Below are 17,767 nucleotides of genomic sequence, written 5' to 3'. Positions count from 1 at the left end.
TATGCTGCGCACGTTATCAACAACTAAGGCATAGTCAGTATAGCGGTGGCCGAACCAAAGAAATCACCGGCTTCAACGGTACCCACTTTAGTCAGCGTAGACATAAACTCCAGCGGCATCTTGGTCGCTGCTAAAGCATGGATCCTGACCCCGGTAGAGCCACTCACCCCACCTATGGTCAAGCGGGTTTGCAGGCTACCGTCGCTTCTGAGATTGACCATACCGTTTCCGGCCGACCCTGCAAGGTAAACCATCACGTCCATTGTTAGCGTGCAACGGATATAACCTGTCTGCCGCGCCTGATGCCCTTCAATATCCCTAAGTTGAACCTGACCATGGGTCAGTTCAATGCTGGTTTCGGTAAATTCACATTTACCCACCGGCGGTGGTACGATCCCGCATAAGCTACTGGGCATCATTCTGCTGCCACCTGCATCTGTGGTCCCGGTGGTCGTTTTAAAGTACATCCCAACGCATTCCTGCGTCACTGCTGGGCCAACGTGATTCTGGGTTCCACTGCGCGGTAGCGAATACTTACGCTGAAAAGCCGCGCCCACATCGCCTACCGTCCGCAAAGTCTGGATGCCATCAAGATATTCCATACCATCAGAAACACCAGGGCCAGCCTCTCCAGCATCACTGTGCCGGTGGCCAATAAATACCGTACATTGCCCCCAGCCGTAACACGGATTTGGTGTCGCATCAACGGTATCCCAGTATTCAATAGTCCACCAATATTTGGCGTTCTCGGGCGTGCCCTCACTACGGGTAATATAAGAATAAATCGCGCTATTGGCGCTATAGGCCGTCAGCAACATGACGGCTAAAAGCATCACTCTAATGGCTTGCATAAATACCCCTGTGATCATCCCTTATCTACCGCGGACTCATTAGTCACACCGTCGATTTCAGGGTAAGCCGTATTACGGGCTACTCGTATTCCAATAAAAACGTCGCGCTGGCGGTAAAGTCGCCAGGGTTAATGGTTTTTTGGCTAATCGCATCGGGCTCACCCTGCACATAGGTTCGCAGGCTGATGGTATTGTTGCCCGAGATCAGCCCTTGGTTATAGCTACCGGTATTGATCGCGACCTTATTTCCCTGTTGCGTTTCAATACCGATGCCAATACCGCTGGTCTGGCTCGCCCCGGATATCGCCAGCAGACCGTTCAGCCTGCTATTTTCCGTGCCGGAAAAGGTCAGCTTGACCATATTCCCCAGGCTAAGATCGCAATCATCAAGATGTAATACCAATGGCACCCCTAGCGTACGGGTGTTGATATAAAGATATTTCTCAACGATCGAGCCAAAATCGATATTGATATTTTCATCCGTGACTCGCAATGTGCAAGGGTCAGCCACCAGAGCGCCTCTAAAGCGCACATTATCAACCGCCTGGGATACGCTGGATAAACCGCCAAGCCCTACAGACAGGGATATTAACAGTGCCGAAAATCGCATGATAGTTCCTCCCTGTTATTGATAATCAGCCTGCAGCGTTGCCGTTGCTTCAAACGCGCCTTCCGTTAGAACTATGCCGACCTGCTGTACCGGCACGGCTTTAAGCTGGGGTCTACTGGACGGCGTAATGGTTATTTCACTGCCAAGAACAAAGGGTTGACCGTCACGCAGGATTTTAATCCCCAGCCCATTAATATTGGTTTGCACCGCGGCGTTATCAAAAGAAATGGGGTTCCCCGTAAGCTTCAATTTCAACGCCCAACCATGGGTATTTGGCTCACAAACCAGATCATAATTAATGTTCTGCATATAGTTAACGCCATCCACTTTTTTGACACCCACCTTAAGGCCAAAATCAACGATGATATTATTGCCGCTGTTAATGCTACAAGGGGGCGGCTCGAGCAGCGTTCCTCGAAATTTCATATCGCCCCCTGCGGCAAATGCAGTAGATACAAGGCCACTTAAACCCGCAGCCAGTAGGGATAACAGTAGAATTCGCATGTCTTATGCTCCCTTACTGGTAATCAATTAATAACGTGGCGGAGGCGGTAAACTCGCCCCCCGTCAAGGTGGCCCCGCTACGCTTGACCGGCACCGCATACAGTACCGGCTGATTGGGATAGGTGTAGTTAAACCAGGTATTGATATTTAACCGTTGCGTCCCATAGTACAAAGCGATACCCAAATCGCTTTTATTGGTGCTCAAAAATCCGGTCCCAAAGCCCGCAGTGCCGCCCTGAATGCTCATTTTCAGATCGTTGGATTTCTGGATGTCACAATTCAGGCTATAGACAATGGTCTGCTTATAGTTGACGCCATCAATCCGGGTCGTCATCACCTCATCGCCAAAGTCCACCCGAATGGTTTGATTATTATTAATCGTACAGGGCGGTGGCAGTATAACGGTTCCCCTGATATTCACCGGCATCGCGCTGACCGGAACGCTGGTCAGCACGACACTGAATAGCGCCCCGGCAAGGCAATAGCCTGAGACCCTCGATCTCATGCTCCCCCGGCGATACTTACTAGGAACAGGATAATATTGTTGCATACGTTCTCTCCTTGCAGACCTGACCCCGCGCCCTCTCCCTGTAACCTGGCACGACCGGTTTCAATTAACTCTTCTTTGCCGGTTCCACCTGGCAGTCCGATGCGCCGCAACGGAACGTCAGCACTGGGCGGCCGCCATAATCGTTGACGTAGGTCAGCACTGGCGATCCTCCTAATACCGACGCGCTGATACCTAAAGGAGCACTGCTTTTCGGCTCCAGCATCAGCGGCTCAAAACCCGTTGCGCTGACACCCTTTCTGCTGCCCGCATCCACCAGTGTCACGTAGTACGGCGTCGGGTTGTTCACCACATACTTGTCGCCCTGCTTGGTCAACGTCAGCTGGTCCTGCCACGGCGTCGCCATCTCGGTGGTCGTTTTCACCAGCGCTTTTGGCCGATAGAACAGTTTGATGCGCGTCTGCAACGCCAGTTGCAAGGTGTTAGCCTTGTCACTCTTCGGCGGGATTTCACGTAGGTTGAAGTAGAACAACGTTTCCCGATCCTGTGGCAGTTGGCTCAACACCGGTAACGCCTGTACCTTTACCTGGCTCTTGGCACCTGGTTCGATGCGCTGTACCGGCGGCAGTACCGTTAACGGACTGGTTACCTTGTTGCCCTTGGTATCCTCTATCCAGCCCTGTGCCAGATAGGGCAATTGCGGGTTGTCATTGTTGACGCTCAGGCTGACCGACTTATCGCCGCCAGGAAAGATGATCCGGGTACGATCTAGCGCGATCGCCGCCTGGGCCTGCGTGGTCAACGCGCACAGTAAGGTTACGGCGACCAGCGCCATTCCCGTATTGGTTTTCGTCATTTCGTATCTCATTGTATTGTCTCAGCCTTTTTCTGTATTGCCGCCAGGTCTGTGGTGTCTTTTTTCGCGGTTATCGCCCGGCAAGGCAGCAAGAGTTCAGCCATGCCGTTCGCTGGTAATACCGCTGGTAATGTCAGTTCACACTGCGCCTGCTCGTCCCAGTGAACCGTCATCGTTTCACCGCGTTCAATACCGCTCAGGTACACGCTGCCGGCGTCGCTGACGATCCCCACATCGCGTTTTTTCAGGTTCTGCACCGTCGCCCCGAACGGCGGCATAGTGCCATCTGCCAGACGGATCACCGCCATGGCCTTCTCACCCGCTATCACGTCAAACCGGCGGTAGCCTATCGCTCCTTCCGTCAGCGTGGCCTGCACCACCGATTTCATCGCTTCGGCGTTATCCGGCAGCTTGTCCAGATCGATATTCACCCGGTTGCGGTAATAGCTGTTCATGTCGGCCACCACGGCTTTGCCGAAGCGGTTGGTGCGCACTGGAGCACCGTAGTTGCGAATAGGGATATCGGCTACGCCATCGGTGTCGACCAGCAAACGGGTACCGCCCGGAATAGCGACCCGGTGCATCGCAGCACCTTCCGCAGTCGCCGTTACCCCACCCTGCAATGCCAGTCCTACCGTGCTGTAGCTCCCTGATTGAGCACTGGCGGTAGCGTTAATCTGCGCCCAATCCGCCTCATGGCTATAGAAACCACTGGCCAATGCCCCTTTGCGAGTAAAGCCGGTGCTCACCTGATAGCTGCCACGATCCCCGACCCGATCGGAGTAGCTGACCCGGTGGGTGTTGTCATTGCGATCCAGTGTGCCGCTGTAGCTCATCGAACCGCTGTTACCCCACGGCAGCGACAGTGACAGGAACACCCCATCGTCATTCTGCCCGTTGTACTGATTGCGGTAGCCGGTCATCGACAGGCTAAGGTTCTTGAAGCGGCCAATATCCATGTAGCGCATGAGCGACAGGCTGTAGCGATCGTTGGCGTCCCGATCCCAGTAGGTCTGGTGGTCATAGTTCAGGTTGGCCGTTAGCCCTATATCGCGGAACTGCTGGCTGTAGGACACCGTGTACATCTCTTTGCTGCTCTGGCTACGGGTACCAAGGTTACGTACCTCCAGGAATTCCCCCATGGTCATAAAGCTGCGTTCCGAGAAGCGATAGCCGGCAAAGGTCACCTGGCCACCAATCTGGTCAAAGTTCTTCGAATAACGCAGGCGATAGGACCCCCCGCTCAGGGTATCCCCTTGAGGCAAATTGGCCCGCGATTGGGTCACGTCAAACGACAGTGCGCCAAACGCCATCAGGTCGCGGCCAATCCCCACCGCCAACGCGTTGTACTCGTCACCGGCCACCACGCCACCGCCAAACAGCGACCAGCCGTTGCTGACCCCCCACGAGAATTCACCGCTACCAAATAGCGGGCCTTGAGTACGGTGCCGCCAGTCTGTTGGCCGCCCGCTTGCCAGCTTGTAGCGCACCATTCCTGGTCTGGTCAGATAAGGAATGCTCGCCGTGCTGATAGTGAACGTCTGCACGCTGCCGTCCTGCTCTTCGATCCGCACGTCCATCAGCCCCGAAACCGCATTGCTCAAATCCTGAATACGGAACGGGCCGGCTGGCACCAGGGATTCATACAACACCCGCCCCTGCTGGCTGACCACCACACGGGCGTTAGTACGTGCCACGCCACTCACCTCTGGCGCATAGCCGCGCAGGTTCGGCGGCAGCATCGCGTCGTCGCTCACCAGGCTTAGCCCGGTGTAACGGAAGCTGTCGAAAATGTCGGAGTTGAGGAAGTCTTCACCCACCGTCAATTTGGCCCGCAGCCGCGCGATCGCCCGGTAAGCGGTATACTGTGTCCACTCAAAGTTGCGCTGGGTGGACTGCCCTGAGCCGGTTTGATGGTCAATCTGTGTCTGCCAACTGGCACGCAGCCGCCAGCTCCCTGCATTAGCGCCCACCACTCCGTTGCCGCTCAGGTTATAGCCTTTCTCGACACCATCGTTTTGATCCTGACGTTGGCTCTGAGCGTTGAGGTTGTAATCCAGCAGCAACCCAGGAATACCGTTATCCCAGCGTGCAGGTGGATCCCAATCGGGAGAACTGTATTCCAGGTAAGCCTGTGGAATGCTGAGATAGAGCGTGTTGCTGCCCAACTCGGGGCGCGCCGTCATTCCCTTGAGGCTACCGATCACCAGGCATTGCCCGTTGTGCCACCAGGCCAGATCGCGGGTAAATTCCTCTTTCAGCCCCATTTGTTCCACTAAGGTGGGGGACAAACAGGCTTCGGTAACGCTCGGATCTTTGTCTGTGGGATAAAATGGGATCGTCTGTTCCGGCAGTTCCTGCTGGTTGACGTTGATCAGCAGGCTGTATTCACCCGGCATCACGTAACCACTGCGGGAAAAACGCCCCAAATCGATATTGCCGCGCTCCTGAACATCGAGCACGTCGGTATTGAATTCGATGGGTTTAGCGGCAGAAACCTGGCCATTCACCAGTGCCAGCGCAATCAACAGCGGCAACAAGCGGGTGCGCGGAACCTGTACTCCTACAAGTGGGGTGCTCATCATCCATTGACCTTTATGCGTTAAAACTTTCCCGGGCGTTATGGTTGTTATTAAAGGAAATATCCTGCCGGGGAAGTCAATCTGTCTTGGCGTGCTGACCGTCCATTATCATGTCAGCCTGCTGTTCAGTGATAATCCAACTGGTATCGCACTTGTGCACTATAGGTGCCGGTATGTAACGGCTGATTGTTGGCTACCATGCGTGCGGTGTAGTGCAGCAATATATCTTTACCCTGTAATACCGGCGTCTGTGCCGGCATTTCCTTACCTGGAACCGCCTGATTCCCCAGCGCATCGTTCAGCACCAGTGCTACGCCGCGCGCCTCACCCTCAACACCGAAGTACCCATCTTCATTGCGGCCGTCAAACGTGACGCGAAAGTGCTGCTTGCCCAAAATGTTATCGTTGCTATGCTTAAGCGTGCAGTTCACCAGCCTGATACTGAATGGCCGTGACAATGCCTGACTGTCATTAACAATCCTATCGAAGGGCAGCGTGCCCATATCAACGGTCTGATCTCGGCTGGTGGTGTCAATATCGCAGGCGGAAGCCACTATCGCCCCGTTCATGCTGAGTTGGCTTCCCTCCCCCCAAACCGGCAGCGCCGTGACAGCTCCCACCAGTAAAAACAACGAGGTAGCCGTAAAACTATTCACCGACATCCCTGGCTCCCTTAATGAACAAGGACAGCAAAAACTGCATGCGGAAACCGCATGCAGTAACATCCACTATTAGTTGTATGCCATGGTAAAGTTGGTGGTAGAGGTGAAGTCACCTTCTACGATATCGGTCAACGTAGTACCGGCATGCCCCTGTAGGAAGGCGGTGAAGCTCAGAGTGTTGTTACCCGCAATCAGGTTCTGCACGGTAGTCGCAGTACCCAGGGTGATCGGTTGGTTAGAACCATCAAACATCGCGATGCTTGCACCTTTTGCCGCGCCAGTGATGGCCAGCAGGGTGTTGGTGGTGCCAGTTGCGCCGCCATTTGGACCAGCGAAGGTGACCTGCACTTTGTTCTTGCTAGAGATATCGCAACCTTGCAGTTTGATATCAAAGTTCACCACGTTAGTAGATTTACCACCATTCACCAGCTCCACATTAGCCACCTGGCCAAAGCTCTTGGTCTGGTCAATACTTTCTGGAGCGATAGAGCAAGGTGCATCAATGATTTTACCTTCGAAATTTACCTTGCCCGAACCCGCATCAGCATTTGCCAGAGAGACCATACCCAGAGACAGAACCGTAGCCAGCGCAATGTTAGTCAGTTTCATGTTTTCTTTATCCTTAAAACGTTAATTTAACGAGAAATCCAGACATACCTACCCCGACACAATTAAAACGGTGCCTATCAGAACAACGCTGTTTTATTTGGCGGTAATTGATATACCCGGCAGCATCCTTTCATTTGGTATAAAAGAAGGCATCCCTTTCCTTCCCCTTTATTTGCGAAGGGGGCAGTTCACCAGAAAAGACAAGCCTCTTCCGGTGCTTCATCCGATGAATAAAGCGAATTATTAAAATACAACTTTATGCGACACCCTTGAATAGATAGAATTCCGACCATAAAACAGCCACACATCAATTTAATCATTGATCAGGGTATTTATGATAGGAAAATTCTCACACCACTCCATCGGACAACCTCATCTCCTGTCGCCAAAAAATTATTGCAAATACCTCTAAATTTTGAAAGTGTTGTTTTCCAAACAGAGCAATTTCGCCATAAAAACCTTATTTATATGCAAGAATATTCTTATTGCGACGACTACGGTCGCAAAAACGAATTACTTAGTATTTTATGCTGCAAAACGCGGTATTTGCGAACTCATTGATCGTAAATTTGGTTTTCACGAAACAATAGTCCATGATAGCTTAGAATGGTAAACTGACGCCTCATAAGGAAGAAATGGGGGTTATGATTCTGACAGTATTCCCCTGTGATCACCTAGAAAAGTTAGCAACAAAAGCAAGCAGCATAGGATTATTCCATTTCGAATAGCACCCATCAAGACGCATTAAAAGGAGGTAGTGACATGTCTTATCGCACCAATAAAGAAAGGGAAAAGCAGTTAAATAATGTTTTTATTGCCCTACAAACCCTTTGCAAGCGCGACATTCATCACACAGGCGTTCCCCCGCAGGTTCAATGGCCCAAAACACGGGAAATCGCAGAATACTCCGAGACGACAATATACCTTGCTCGTTACTATCTGCTGCGATTAGTTGAAAACAAAAAAGCTTATGTTACCTCTGGCGCTGTCAATAACAGTTTACGCTGGTATATTGCTGAACCCTCGCCATCACCTAAACATCATGAAAAAAGGGAAGCGCAGCCCGTTGCGGCGGAAGGCTAAATACGCCTCCCCCTTCTGACTTGTGTTTGATTTTTTTCTACTGACATTTATCTATCCCGTGTCTGCCACGGTGTTTCACGCAAGGCAGACACGCCGGTTGAAAGGAACTCATGCCATGAAACAACCTCTGTCCATCATGATAATCGATGCTGACCGTTATTTTACCCATGGTCTGGGCTTGGGGCTGCAAACCTATTTTCAGGCCCGTCGGCTGGACATCCGTCTACTTGAGGAAACACAGGTTGGCAGCGATATCGACATCATTTTCCTGGGCGATCTGGTCACTAGCTACCCATGGCATTACCGCTTACATCAGCGGAAAAATCATCCGATGGTATTCTTTATCACCGAGCAGGGGCGCAACAAAAACCAGCTCAAGCCAAGGGTGCATTGCGAACAATGCCATACCAGGGCGCTGTACCGGCACCAGACAATATCCTCATTATATGAGCGGTTGGATAGCGTGCTGTTTCCGCCTTTTGGGTCACCAGCAGCGTCCAGCTACGATTGCACATGTATGTCTCCGTTGACGTCGCGGGAAGAGGAGGTTTTGCGGTGCATACACATGGGAATGAATGGGCAGGATACCGGCAACTATTTGCAAATCAGCAATAAAACTGCCAATGCCCATAAGCAGAACGCCATGCGCAAGCTCAATTTCAGATGCAATCAGGAACTGTATCAGTGGCTACTGCAGGGGGGAGGACGCTATCTGAACGAACGGTCGTCAATCACTCTACCGCGCTTGCCGCTGCCATTAACGTTGCCGGCAGAAACCAACCTCATCTCTTCGGCACAACTAGTGGGACGGCAGAGAAAAGACCGCCCTTATGCTGCCTTATCTGCGCACAAACAGCCAGACACCCTCGGCCAGAGAGAGCCTGTCTCCACGTGAAGTGGCTCTCGGCGGCTATTTATAACAGTGGACTAGCCTGGCTTGCGGTGCTCAGCAGCATGCATCGCAAGGTAGGCATTGAGGTTTTCATCCCCCAGACCCAGAGTACGCAAGATTGCGGCCATAAAGCTGACCGGTGCGGTACCCGGTGCCGTGATAACGCGCCGATCGGCGATGGCATAAGGCACATCCTGATAGTATTGCGCACCGCCATAGTTCAGGCTCAACAGGTTTTCTGCCGAATTGGAAGTATGGCGGACCGCATCAAGCACACCCGCCTGCGCTAAAACGCGAGTACCATCGCAAATCCCCGCGACGATGGCGTTACTTTGATAAGCCGCAGCAACCAAGGCGGTAATATCCGGCGCCTGTGCGGTTTGCCAGATAGTGCCCCCGCAGACAATCAGCAGATCGACTTCATCAGGCTGAATGGCTTCTATTGCCAGATGGGGGGAAACCAGCATGCCACCTGAAGAGGTGACCTGGGCTGCGCCAGGGGTGGCAAAACGGCAGTCAAAACCGTAGTACCCACGCCCCGTCGAGTTGATCAAAGCGGTTTCCCAATCGGAAAAGTTTTCAGTCAGGAGGGTAATAGCACGTATCATCAGAGTGTCCTTGTCAGAAATAGGGGCAATTTTCAGGATTTTCCTACCCGCAAAAACCAAGTGTAGCCTGCACTGTTGACAGTTTCTGTCAGTAGCCAACAGAGGCCCCTCCCGCAAAGATAACCCGCATTCAATCAGCCAACGACACCGGCGCCACGGTCAGCAGCAGGTTGGCAAAGCGCCGCATCTCACCGCTGGCGATAACCAATAATGTCTCCGGTGATTTTGCCGCATGATAGAAGGCCTCGCGGTTGAGATAATCGATGGGGCAACCGTCAGGCAGCAGTTGCTGATATTCGGCAGCGATGGTGTTGGTGAAACCTTGCGGCCAAGCCATCATCGAGGCATGTTCCACATTAATATGCTTGAGCACCTTTGCTAATATCACGCTGCTGGCGATCATTCCGGGGGCAAGATTCAGATAGACAATGGTGGCCTCTTTCGACGAGTTGGTGACGAACGAATAGTTACCATCGGCGATGAGGATCTGGGTCTTATGCCCGCACAGCGCCAGTGCACCCAACAGTTGCGGATGAATAATGTCGGCTTTGATCATAGTGTTTTCCAGTAGGGAAGACAGGTGGGCGCAGCATGCAGCGCCCCTACGTAGTGAATCGGTTGCGGTTTATCAGCGGCTGGGTTGACTCACATACGGTAAATACCGCCGTTAATATCGATGGTGGCGCCAGAGACGAAGCCGTCATATTCCGAGGCGAGGAATTTAATCACCCGAGCGACGTCCTCCGGGCTCCCCGCGCGGCCAAGGGGAATACCGTGGATGGTTTCATCGGCAGATTCCTTGCTGGTATGCAGGTTATGGAAGCGAGTGCCAAGAATAAGCCCCGGCGCTACGGCGTTGACCCTGATGCCATGTTCACCCAGTTCCGCCGCCAGGGAGCGGGTCCAGGTTAATACCGCCCCTTTGGCAGTGGAGTACACCAGTGAACCAGAATGCCCGCCGGAACGGCCAGCCAGTGAGGCCAAATTGACGATGCTGGCTCCGTCCTTGGCGCTTTTTAAGTAAGGTAGCGCGCTTTGCGTGACGTTCAACATGGTCGTCATATTGACATCTATCACCGTCTGCCAGAATTGACGGTCGATCTCACCGAGCCATTTACGGGCGATAATGCCACCCACGTTATTGATCAGTATGTCTATCCCCCCCAGAAACTCAGCGGCGGCAGCGACGCATCGCTGCGTATCTTCGGTATCGGTTAAATTTGCATAACCATAGGCGGCGCGTTGACCGCGTGAATGGGCTAATTCAGCCAGTTCCTTTGGCCCCTCTTCGCCACTGAAGTAGTGGATGTAGATGTCACACCCGGCGTTAATCAACTGCTCTGCGGTAGCTTTGCCAATCCCCTGCTCGGCCCCGGTAATAAACACTTTCTTACCCGTTAGATTTCCCATTTTATTGCCTCTTGATTATTTGTAGATAAAACCAGTTATGAGCGAATAACGCCTTCACGCTGTTTGGCGCAGTAAAAAATGCAGATCAATCCGGTAACCAATAAACACAGCGACAGGAAAACCAGCCCCGGAGTATTGCTGTTACTGACATCCTTTAATAACCCGACCACATAAGGGGCGACAAACCCCCCGATATTGCCGATACAGCTCACCACTGCCAGTCCGGCCGCTGCCGCCGCCCCGGTAGAAATATTGGCTGGCATGGAAAGGAATGAAGGAACCGAGGTATAGATACCTATGGCAGCCACGCTCAGGAACATCAGCGCGACAAACACGTTATAGTTAAAGAACACCACGGCACCTATCAGGCCAAAGGCAGCAACAATCATGCTGATGCCGGCAAACACACCAATTTTTTTGCTTTTACTGGCCCATAGGCTCCACGGATAAACCAGCAAGGCGGCCAACCCGTAGGGAATAAAGGCAATCAGGCTTACGCGGAAAATGTCATCGCCAGAGATAGCCGTAATGATGGAGGGCAGCCACATCCCAAAACCGTAGATCCCGCACACCATGCCAAAATTCAACATGGCGTATAACAGATACTTTTTATTTTTTATGCCCTGCACAAAATCAGACAGCTTGACCTTGGAACCCGATTTACTGCGGGTGGTGTTGTCCATTAGCCAGGCTTTCTCTTCCACATCGAGATAGCCCACATCCTTCGGTGAGTTCTTGATAAGAAAAGGGATAAACAGGCCAATAATCACCGGTGGAATACCTTCAAGGATAAACAGCCACTGCCAGGGTTCCAGGCCAAACCAGCCATGCTCAACGTTAAGGATCAGCCCGGAAATCGGTGAGCCGATAGCGTTCGACAACGGCTGTACGATGATAAACATGCCGAGGATTTTGGTGCGGTACTTCTCCGGGAAAAATACCGTGAAGTAATAGACGACCGAGGGGAAAAACCCCGCCTCACAGACACCCAACATAAACCGACAGATATACAACTCCATCGGCGTGCGGACAAAACCCATCAATACGGCAAATATCCCCCAGGTGATAAGGATCCTGGCAAACCAGATTCGTGGGCCAAACTTGATGGTTCCCGCATTACTGGGAATTTCAAACATAAAATAGCCGATAAAGAATATCCCAGAGGCAAAGCCAAAAGCCGTGGCGGTTAACCCCAGGCTATCCTCCAATGCAATTGCCGCATAGGCCATATTATTACGATCTAAAAAAGCCAGAAAGTATAATAAGATCATTAACGGGACAATATTCAGCGTCATTTTTCTAATGGCACTGCGTTCAATTTCCTGAGGCGTTCTTTTTTGCATAATAGAATACTTCCAATGTTGTTAATCGGAATAATAATCTGCTACAGGCGTACCTGAAGGGCGCAGGTATATTTACCTGACAATAAATAATGCTATTTAATCGTTCTCGTGACTCTTTGCGCGTTATGGCGTAATGGTTATTACCGACTGGCGGCTGACTAACGTCGGTGGGAATATAAACTCTTCAGGGGCTAATGTAGGATCCTCTACGCGTTGCAATAGGCGCCCCACCATCACCTGGGCCATCTCGGCAAGCGGTGGCATGATGGAGGTCAGCGCGGGCCACACCAGCCCCGAGAGCGGAATATTGTCGATACCCACCACCGATATCTCACCAGGCACCGCCACTCCCGCTTCCCGCAGCCCCGCCAACAGGCCGATACCCAGAGCATCGTTGATAGCCACCACGCCATCCGGGCGCGGAGAAAGAGCAAGTACCTGAGCGGCCAGGGTAAAGCCCAGTTCGGCCATCTCGGTATCGCCATACTCTCCGCTGGCTTTGCCTTCTATCACCCGTTGCTGAGCGGGCAGGCGATGATTACGCACTACGGTGAGAAACCCTTCAATCTTATGGCTGCGGCTCATGGTCAGACTGGCCTCAGTGGCAAAGACGATATTGCGGCAACCGCGTTCGATCAGGTGTTGAGCCGCCAACCGCCCGGCCTCTACGTTGTCCATTGAGACGCTGTCGAATAACCGGGCATCAGCGGTGAAACTCCCCACCATCCGGTTATCGTAGTTGACGATCATCATTCCCATTTCGGCAGCCTGTGCAAAATGGGTCTTACGGATATCACTCGCCGCAACGATAATGCCCCGCACCCCATGGGCGAACATATCTTCGATAAAGGTGCGCTCTTCATCTTCTTGCCGATAGGTGTTGCCCAACAACACCCGGTAGCGGTGTTCTTTAGCCGCTAGGTCAACCTCGCGAGCCAGGGCAGAAAAGCTGGGGTTGACGATCGAGGGAACCAGCAGACCGATCATCCGGGCATGCCCGGTTTTCAACTGCTGCGCCACTCTGTTGGGCTGATAGTTCAATTCGCGCATCACCTGTTCGATACGCAGCCGGGTTTCCGGGCGCATTTGATTACTACGCCCATTTAACACGTTGGAAACGCTGCTCACGGAAACACCGGCGAGATGTGCGACATCACGAATATTGGCCATGTTTTCGCTCCCCCTCCGGTGCTGACGTTAATCGGTTAACTTATGCACGACACGCCATTAATTAACATAATAATCAATATATTAAATATACGGCCTGGCATTATCTGTATCGTTTTAGTGAAACGATGCAGATCAATTTATAGCGGAGATATGACTCAATCAAGCGACTTTACCAGCCGCGCCGCGGTTGCGTGATGCTTTTGTGAAAGCTATCAAGCCCAGCGTTCTGGGATTACTAAACACGGGCAAAAATCCCCGGCTGTTTAGTGAGTGTTTAGTGGTGGGGTTAAAGGCTGGAACGGAATTTGGATGAGTACTGCATGCTACGCCCCTACATACATAGTCTGCAAAACGGGGGCGCAAAAAAACAGCCAAAGAGAGCACCTTCATCCTATGTTCATATGCGACGATTTAATAACAACGTTGGTAGGCGACTCTGGTGAACAACGCCGATGATAGAAATTCCATCAGCGGCACGTTGATAATAGATCGTATGGCTCATATACGGAAAACTCCATATATCCAATCCTAAACTCTCAACTTCATTAGTGCCCATCCCCGGCATATTAGCCAAATGCTGCATAGTGGCACGCATATCAGCCAAGTATTCCCTTGTTATTAACGTTCCAAACTGCCTCAGAGAAAATGCCTTTAATTCGCGCAAATCCTCTCGCGCATCGTCAGTCAGTTTGTAGTTAACCATTAAAGATCCTTCATCAACTCGTCAAATACCTGTTCACCCTCATGCAACTGGCCAGCCTCTGCCTGAGCAATGGACTGCGCAAGCTTGGCGCGCAAGCTTTGCAGTTTCAACGCCTCAAACTCGTTGTAATCCTCAACAGACATAACCACTACGGAAGGTTTACCGTTTTTGGTGATGCTGATCGGCTCACGCTGAGCTTTAGTTATCATCTCGCCAAACTGGGTTTTGGCCTGGTTGGCCGTAAAGCTAATCATGGCAATTTCCTCAGTCGTTCAAATAGGCATGAATCGTTCGATTCACACCTATTTTAGACCAGTTAAGTTCTGCCTACTAGCATAAGCAAATAATATGATTATCCAATTGATATACTTATATAAAATCAACAACTATAGGCTCGTATTCAACAAAAAAACCACCTCGCCGCGATAATAAGGCGATGTAGTCAGCCGCCGTTGCCACTCGGCGTTCCAGTCGCCCTGCTGCACCAGACCGATTTTGAAGGGGATTTGTAGCTTAAGTAGCGCGGGGAGATAGCGTTCATACTCCGTGACCGTGCGCCGCCCCTGATAGGTTTGGATCACCAACTCATCGATCGGTAATGCATTCAACTGGCTGACGTTACCGGTCTTTGCCCAATCGAGCAGGCCAGTCACCCCCAAAGCATATTCTTTGGGTAAACGACCGCGCAGTTTGTCGAGAAATTCCGCGTACTTATCCAGTTGATAGGTTGCCGCGTCAAAGTCGATCTGTAGCCCTACCACCCGATTGCCTGCCGCAGCCCAACGAGCAGGCAGACGCACCGCCGAGGCCAATACCTCGTCGGATATGTCCAGGGTTGCGACACGTACGGTGATCCAGACGGCAGGCGCCTGGAGCTTGCTCAACGGCAATCCCAGCTTCAGAAAACGAGCGCCCTGGCGGCCGTTAACGATTTCACCCTGATGGAGATAGAGCAAATCGGCCTGCTGCAACGCAGGCTGCGGCCAAACGCCGGACCAAAGCCAGAATGCGCGGTAATCATGCGCATTTACATACCGGCCAGCTGCGTTATCCGCCGCTGCGGCGGTTGCAGAGATTGGCAACCACAGCAGCAGCAATACGCGCATCACCAATAGTATTTGAGCTTTTGTTCCCACTGGTTACCTTTATACTGGCTCTTCAACAGGTTAAACCAACGTTGGCGAGTTTTTTGTGAGATCTCCTGCCGATCGCAGCTGTTGTAGCCGGAAGGTGAGAAACACATCACTGCCCGGTACAACGCATAGGTTTTATCTTCCGGTTCGGCCTTGGGATCGGCGATCACTTGCTGATAATATTTTAATCTGCCGTGCGCTTTATCTTTACTCAGTTCGACCCCAGCCAGATCATCCAACTGTTCATTGCCCCCCATTTCCGCTTCCGTGCTGATATCGGCAAAGGTGGTACGCAAGAACTCTGCCACGCAGTTCATGGCGTGTGCATCAGTCTTGTTCTTTGCCAATACGGCAACGTTAGCGTCTAAAGAAGCACAGAAATAACCAGGCTCCGTCCGGCTGCCATCCCAATCGAAAACGCTGAGTGCAACATCGCCAAACACCTGCGGGTCAGGCGTCTGTTTGATATTTTTTTTCAGTTGGCTGTCGTCAATAAACCCCTGATAGTCACCCACCATCAAATCCTTAAACAGCAGCGTATGCAGAGCGATGGTCTTTTCTTCGTCATTGGGTGCGCCTACGGCCTGCTGTTGCAGCAACGCTTTATTGGCCAGGCTTTTGAGCACCACGGAGCGATAACGCAGGTTATTGATTGGGCTGTCTGGGGCAAAAATAGCCGCCGTTTTATTTTCCTGCACCAAGGCGGTGGCCAACATCAGCTGCAGATACTGTTGCTGGTAAGGGGCAAGCTTCATGCCAAGCAGATGACGCCAATGGGCTTCGGCAGCCTGCCAATTTTCCTGCATCACCAGGGCATCGCCGTAGAGGACCTGTTGGCTGAACGCGATAAGATCGTTCGCTGCCAGCTGTGCCGCAGGCTGGATCGCCTTGATGACCGCGGCATAATCCTTTTGCTGATAGAACAGCCAGGCATTATGCATATATTCCCAGAGCGGCAACTGATTGGCGGCAACAAACATCGGTTTGTACCCCTGCAGCATCTCATCGGTCACTTTCGGCATTGACTGGTTATCGAGATTGTACTTGCGCAACCACTTCATGGTTTGGGTAAAGGTCAACAACGGGGCATCGGCACTGCTGACAAAGGGCGGCTCCGCACTGTCATAAGGAATGTTGCGGCTCAGTAGAATTTGGTCCCCTTCATCAATCATCGCGCCAAGCGTATTGATATCGGTGGCCGCGGTTATCTCGCTTTCATACAACTGTGCCAAACGCGGCCAGTCGGACAGATACCAATTCACCCGGCGCTGTAATCCCTGCACGGAATCCACATATTCGCCTTTGGGATAGGTGGCCAGATAGGCCTGCGCACGTTGCAATGCCAGGGCACCCGCCTCTTTATTAGCCCGCTGCGGATCGAACATGCCGTACTGATCCGTGGCATTTTCAGTGATCTGGTTCAAGGCCACACGGAACAGCATATAAGCGGCAGTTTCGGCTACCCAAGGCTGATCCGATTCTTTAAGCCTTTGGAACCCGGTATCCGCATCAGCAAACTGCCCCTGATAAAACTGTTCCGCACTGGTGAGGTAATCTCTGAACGCCGCTGCATGGGAACCTGCGGCATAGTTTGCCATCAGCGGTAAAAATTGCTCCGGCTGCGCTTCCCCCCGGTAAATTTTGGCCCGGCGCAACGCCAGTAAGTCGCGTTCGGCCTGATCTAGCTGCTGGTCTGCCAGCAGGGCCTGGAAAAATTGGCTTAATGAGTCTGGATTATTAGAAACCCAACGCCCCTCGTTTTCTGTTGAAACCCCGGTTAATCCCGACGGTTTAATGCCTAAGCTTAACGCCTGTATATTGAGAGGATTATCCTGCAGTACGGCAGTTTGAGCAGGTGCGGTGGCCTGATCGGTTTCAGTGGCGGCTTCACCAGGGAACACGCCAAACGTGTATCCTCTGCTGCGGCTAATATCCTGCGGCAACGACGACAGTGCCACGGGTAATTTACGCAGTCCCGCAGCCAGCATCAGCAGATTGACGCGGGTATCATTATCGGCGGCCAGGTAGGGCACACCGCCCATTGCGCAATAATCACTCCAACTGCACCCGGTTTCATCGGAGGAGGCCTGTGCGAACTGGCTGGTACCAGCGATGGTTGAGACCACCGCGGCTACTATGAGTTTTTTCATCGATATCCTTACTTATCTCCAGTGCTCACTCTCATCCCGAGTGAATTTTGCCTGAGATAGTGTCGTAAGCATGGAGAAAAAACAATACGGCGA

General features: G+C 52.1%; 19 protein-coding genes. 2 read left to right on the top strand and 17 right to left on the bottom strand.

Annotation, left to right across the window (positions count from 1 at the left end):
• Positions 1-23 precede the first annotated feature (23 nt).
• The 8 genes from JHD74_RS18305 to JHD74_RS18270 form a co-directional block, all read right to left on the bottom strand.
• Entirely contained in the window at positions 24-851 is an 828-nt protein-coding gene (locus JHD74_RS18305; RefSeq protein WP_199063234.1) for a hypothetical protein, read from the bottom strand.
• Between the two features lie 79 nt (positions 852-930).
• Positions 931-1,461 carry a fimbrial protein gene (locus JHD74_RS18300; RefSeq protein WP_199063233.1) on the bottom strand — a complete coding sequence of 177 codons (531 nt, stop codon included), beginning with the start codon at positions 1,459-1,461 and terminating at the stop codon, positions 931-933.
• A 15-nt stretch (positions 1,462-1,476) separates the two neighbouring features.
• A complete protein-coding gene (locus tag JHD74_RS18295) occupies positions 1,477-1,965 on the bottom strand; it encodes a fimbrial protein (RefSeq protein WP_024529106.1) in 489 nt (162 codons plus the stop codon).
• A 13-nt stretch (positions 1,966-1,978) separates the two neighbouring features.
• Positions 1,979-2,470: a fimbrial protein gene (locus JHD74_RS18290; protein WP_199063232.1), complete on the bottom strand. Its 492-nt coding sequence runs from the start codon at positions 2,468-2,470 to the stop codon at positions 1,979-1,981.
• A gap of 109 nt (positions 2,471-2,579) precedes the next feature.
• Complete coding sequence (locus JHD74_RS18285) at positions 2,580-3,329, bottom strand: fimbria/pilus periplasmic chaperone (protein WP_024529108.1); 750 nt, start codon at positions 3,327-3,329, stop codon at positions 2,580-2,582.
• A gap of 8 nt (positions 3,330-3,337) precedes the next feature.
• Positions 3,338-5,914 carry an outer membrane usher protein gene (locus JHD74_RS18280; RefSeq protein ID WP_370592667.1) on the bottom strand — a complete coding sequence of 859 codons (2,577 nt, stop codon included), beginning with the start codon at positions 5,912-5,914 and terminating at the stop codon, positions 3,338-3,340.
• Positions 5,915-6,036: 122 nt separating this feature from the next.
• Positions 6,037-6,573 carry a fimbrial protein gene (locus JHD74_RS18275; RefSeq protein ID WP_024529110.1) on the bottom strand — a complete coding sequence of 179 codons (537 nt, stop codon included), beginning with the start codon at positions 6,571-6,573 and terminating at the stop codon, positions 6,037-6,039.
• A 69-nt stretch (positions 6,574-6,642) separates the two neighbouring features.
• Entirely contained in the window at positions 6,643-7,182 is a 540-nt protein-coding gene (locus JHD74_RS18270; RefSeq protein ID WP_021179563.1) for a fimbrial protein, read from the bottom strand.
• A gap of 762 nt (positions 7,183-7,944) precedes the next feature.
• Between JHD74_RS18270 and JHD74_RS18265 the strand changes: the two genes are divergently transcribed.
• Positions 7,945-8,265: a FaeA/PapI family transcriptional regulator gene (locus tag JHD74_RS18265; RefSeq protein ID WP_024529112.1), complete on the top strand. Its 321-nt coding sequence runs from the start codon at positions 7,945-7,947 to the stop codon at positions 8,263-8,265.
• 115 nt (positions 8,266-8,380) lie between these two features.
• On the top strand, positions 8,381-9,160 hold the full coding sequence (locus JHD74_RS18260) for a helix-turn-helix transcriptional regulator (protein ID WP_199063231.1): 780 nt from the start codon (positions 8,381-8,383) through the stop codon (positions 9,158-9,160).
• Between the two features lie 32 nt (positions 9,161-9,192).
• Here the strand turns inward: JHD74_RS18260 and JHD74_RS18255 are convergent, their stop codons facing one another.
• The 9 genes from JHD74_RS18255 to JHD74_RS18215 form a co-directional block, all read right to left on the bottom strand.
• A complete protein-coding gene (locus tag JHD74_RS18255; protein ID WP_074031252.1) occupies positions 9,193-9,765 on the bottom strand; it encodes a type 1 glutamine amidotransferase family protein in 573 nt (190 codons plus the stop codon).
• Between the two features lie 130 nt (positions 9,766-9,895).
• The gene (locus JHD74_RS18250) at positions 9,896-10,321 is read right to left on the bottom strand and encodes an RbsD/FucU domain-containing protein (RefSeq protein WP_024529115.1); all 426 of its coding nucleotides are present in this window, start codon (positions 10,319-10,321) and stop codon (positions 9,896-9,898) included.
• An 89-nt stretch (positions 10,322-10,410) separates the two neighbouring features.
• Positions 10,411-11,175 (bottom strand): SDR family NAD(P)-dependent oxidoreductase, encoded by a 765-nt coding sequence (locus JHD74_RS18245; protein WP_024529116.1) that lies wholly within the window; start codon positions 11,173-11,175, stop codon positions 10,411-10,413.
• A gap of 35 nt (positions 11,176-11,210) precedes the next feature.
• On the bottom strand, positions 11,211-12,518 hold the full coding sequence (locus JHD74_RS18240) for an MFS transporter (protein WP_199063230.1): 1,308 nt from the start codon (positions 12,516-12,518) through the stop codon (positions 11,211-11,213).
• Between the two features lie 123 nt (positions 12,519-12,641).
• Positions 12,642-13,688, bottom strand: coding sequence for a LacI family DNA-binding transcriptional regulator (locus tag JHD74_RS18235; protein WP_199063229.1), 1,047 nt, complete (start codon positions 13,686-13,688; stop codon positions 12,642-12,644).
• 397 nt (positions 13,689-14,085) lie between these two features.
• Positions 14,086-14,391, bottom strand: coding sequence for a type II toxin-antitoxin system RelE/ParE family toxin (locus JHD74_RS18230; protein WP_074031250.1), 306 nt, complete (start codon positions 14,389-14,391; stop codon positions 14,086-14,088).
• Positions 14,391-14,645, bottom strand: a complete 255-nt coding sequence (locus tag JHD74_RS18225) for a type II toxin-antitoxin system Phd/YefM family antitoxin (protein WP_024529119.1) — start codon at positions 14,643-14,645, stop codon at positions 14,391-14,393. The genes JHD74_RS18230 and JHD74_RS18225 overlap by 1 nt, the downstream gene beginning before the upstream one ends.
• A 132-nt stretch (positions 14,646-14,777) precedes the next feature.
• Entirely contained in the window at positions 14,778-15,527 is a 750-nt protein-coding gene (locus tag JHD74_RS18220) for a DUF3142 domain-containing protein (RefSeq protein WP_074031249.1), read from the bottom strand.
• Positions 15,497-17,674: a hypothetical protein gene (locus JHD74_RS18215; RefSeq protein WP_199063228.1), complete on the bottom strand. Its 2,178-nt coding sequence runs from the start codon at positions 17,672-17,674 to the stop codon at positions 15,497-15,499. Before JHD74_RS18215 ends, JHD74_RS18220 begins: the two co-directional genes overlap by 31 nt.
• Positions 17,675-17,767 lie beyond the last annotated feature (93 nt).

It is taken from the genome of Serratia sp. ASV30 (assembly GCF_016428815.1).
Classification (GTDB): domain Bacteria; phylum Pseudomonadota; class Gammaproteobacteria; order Enterobacterales; family Enterobacteriaceae; genus Chania; species Chania fonticola_C.
This window is presented reverse-complemented; position numbering and strand designations above follow the sequence as displayed.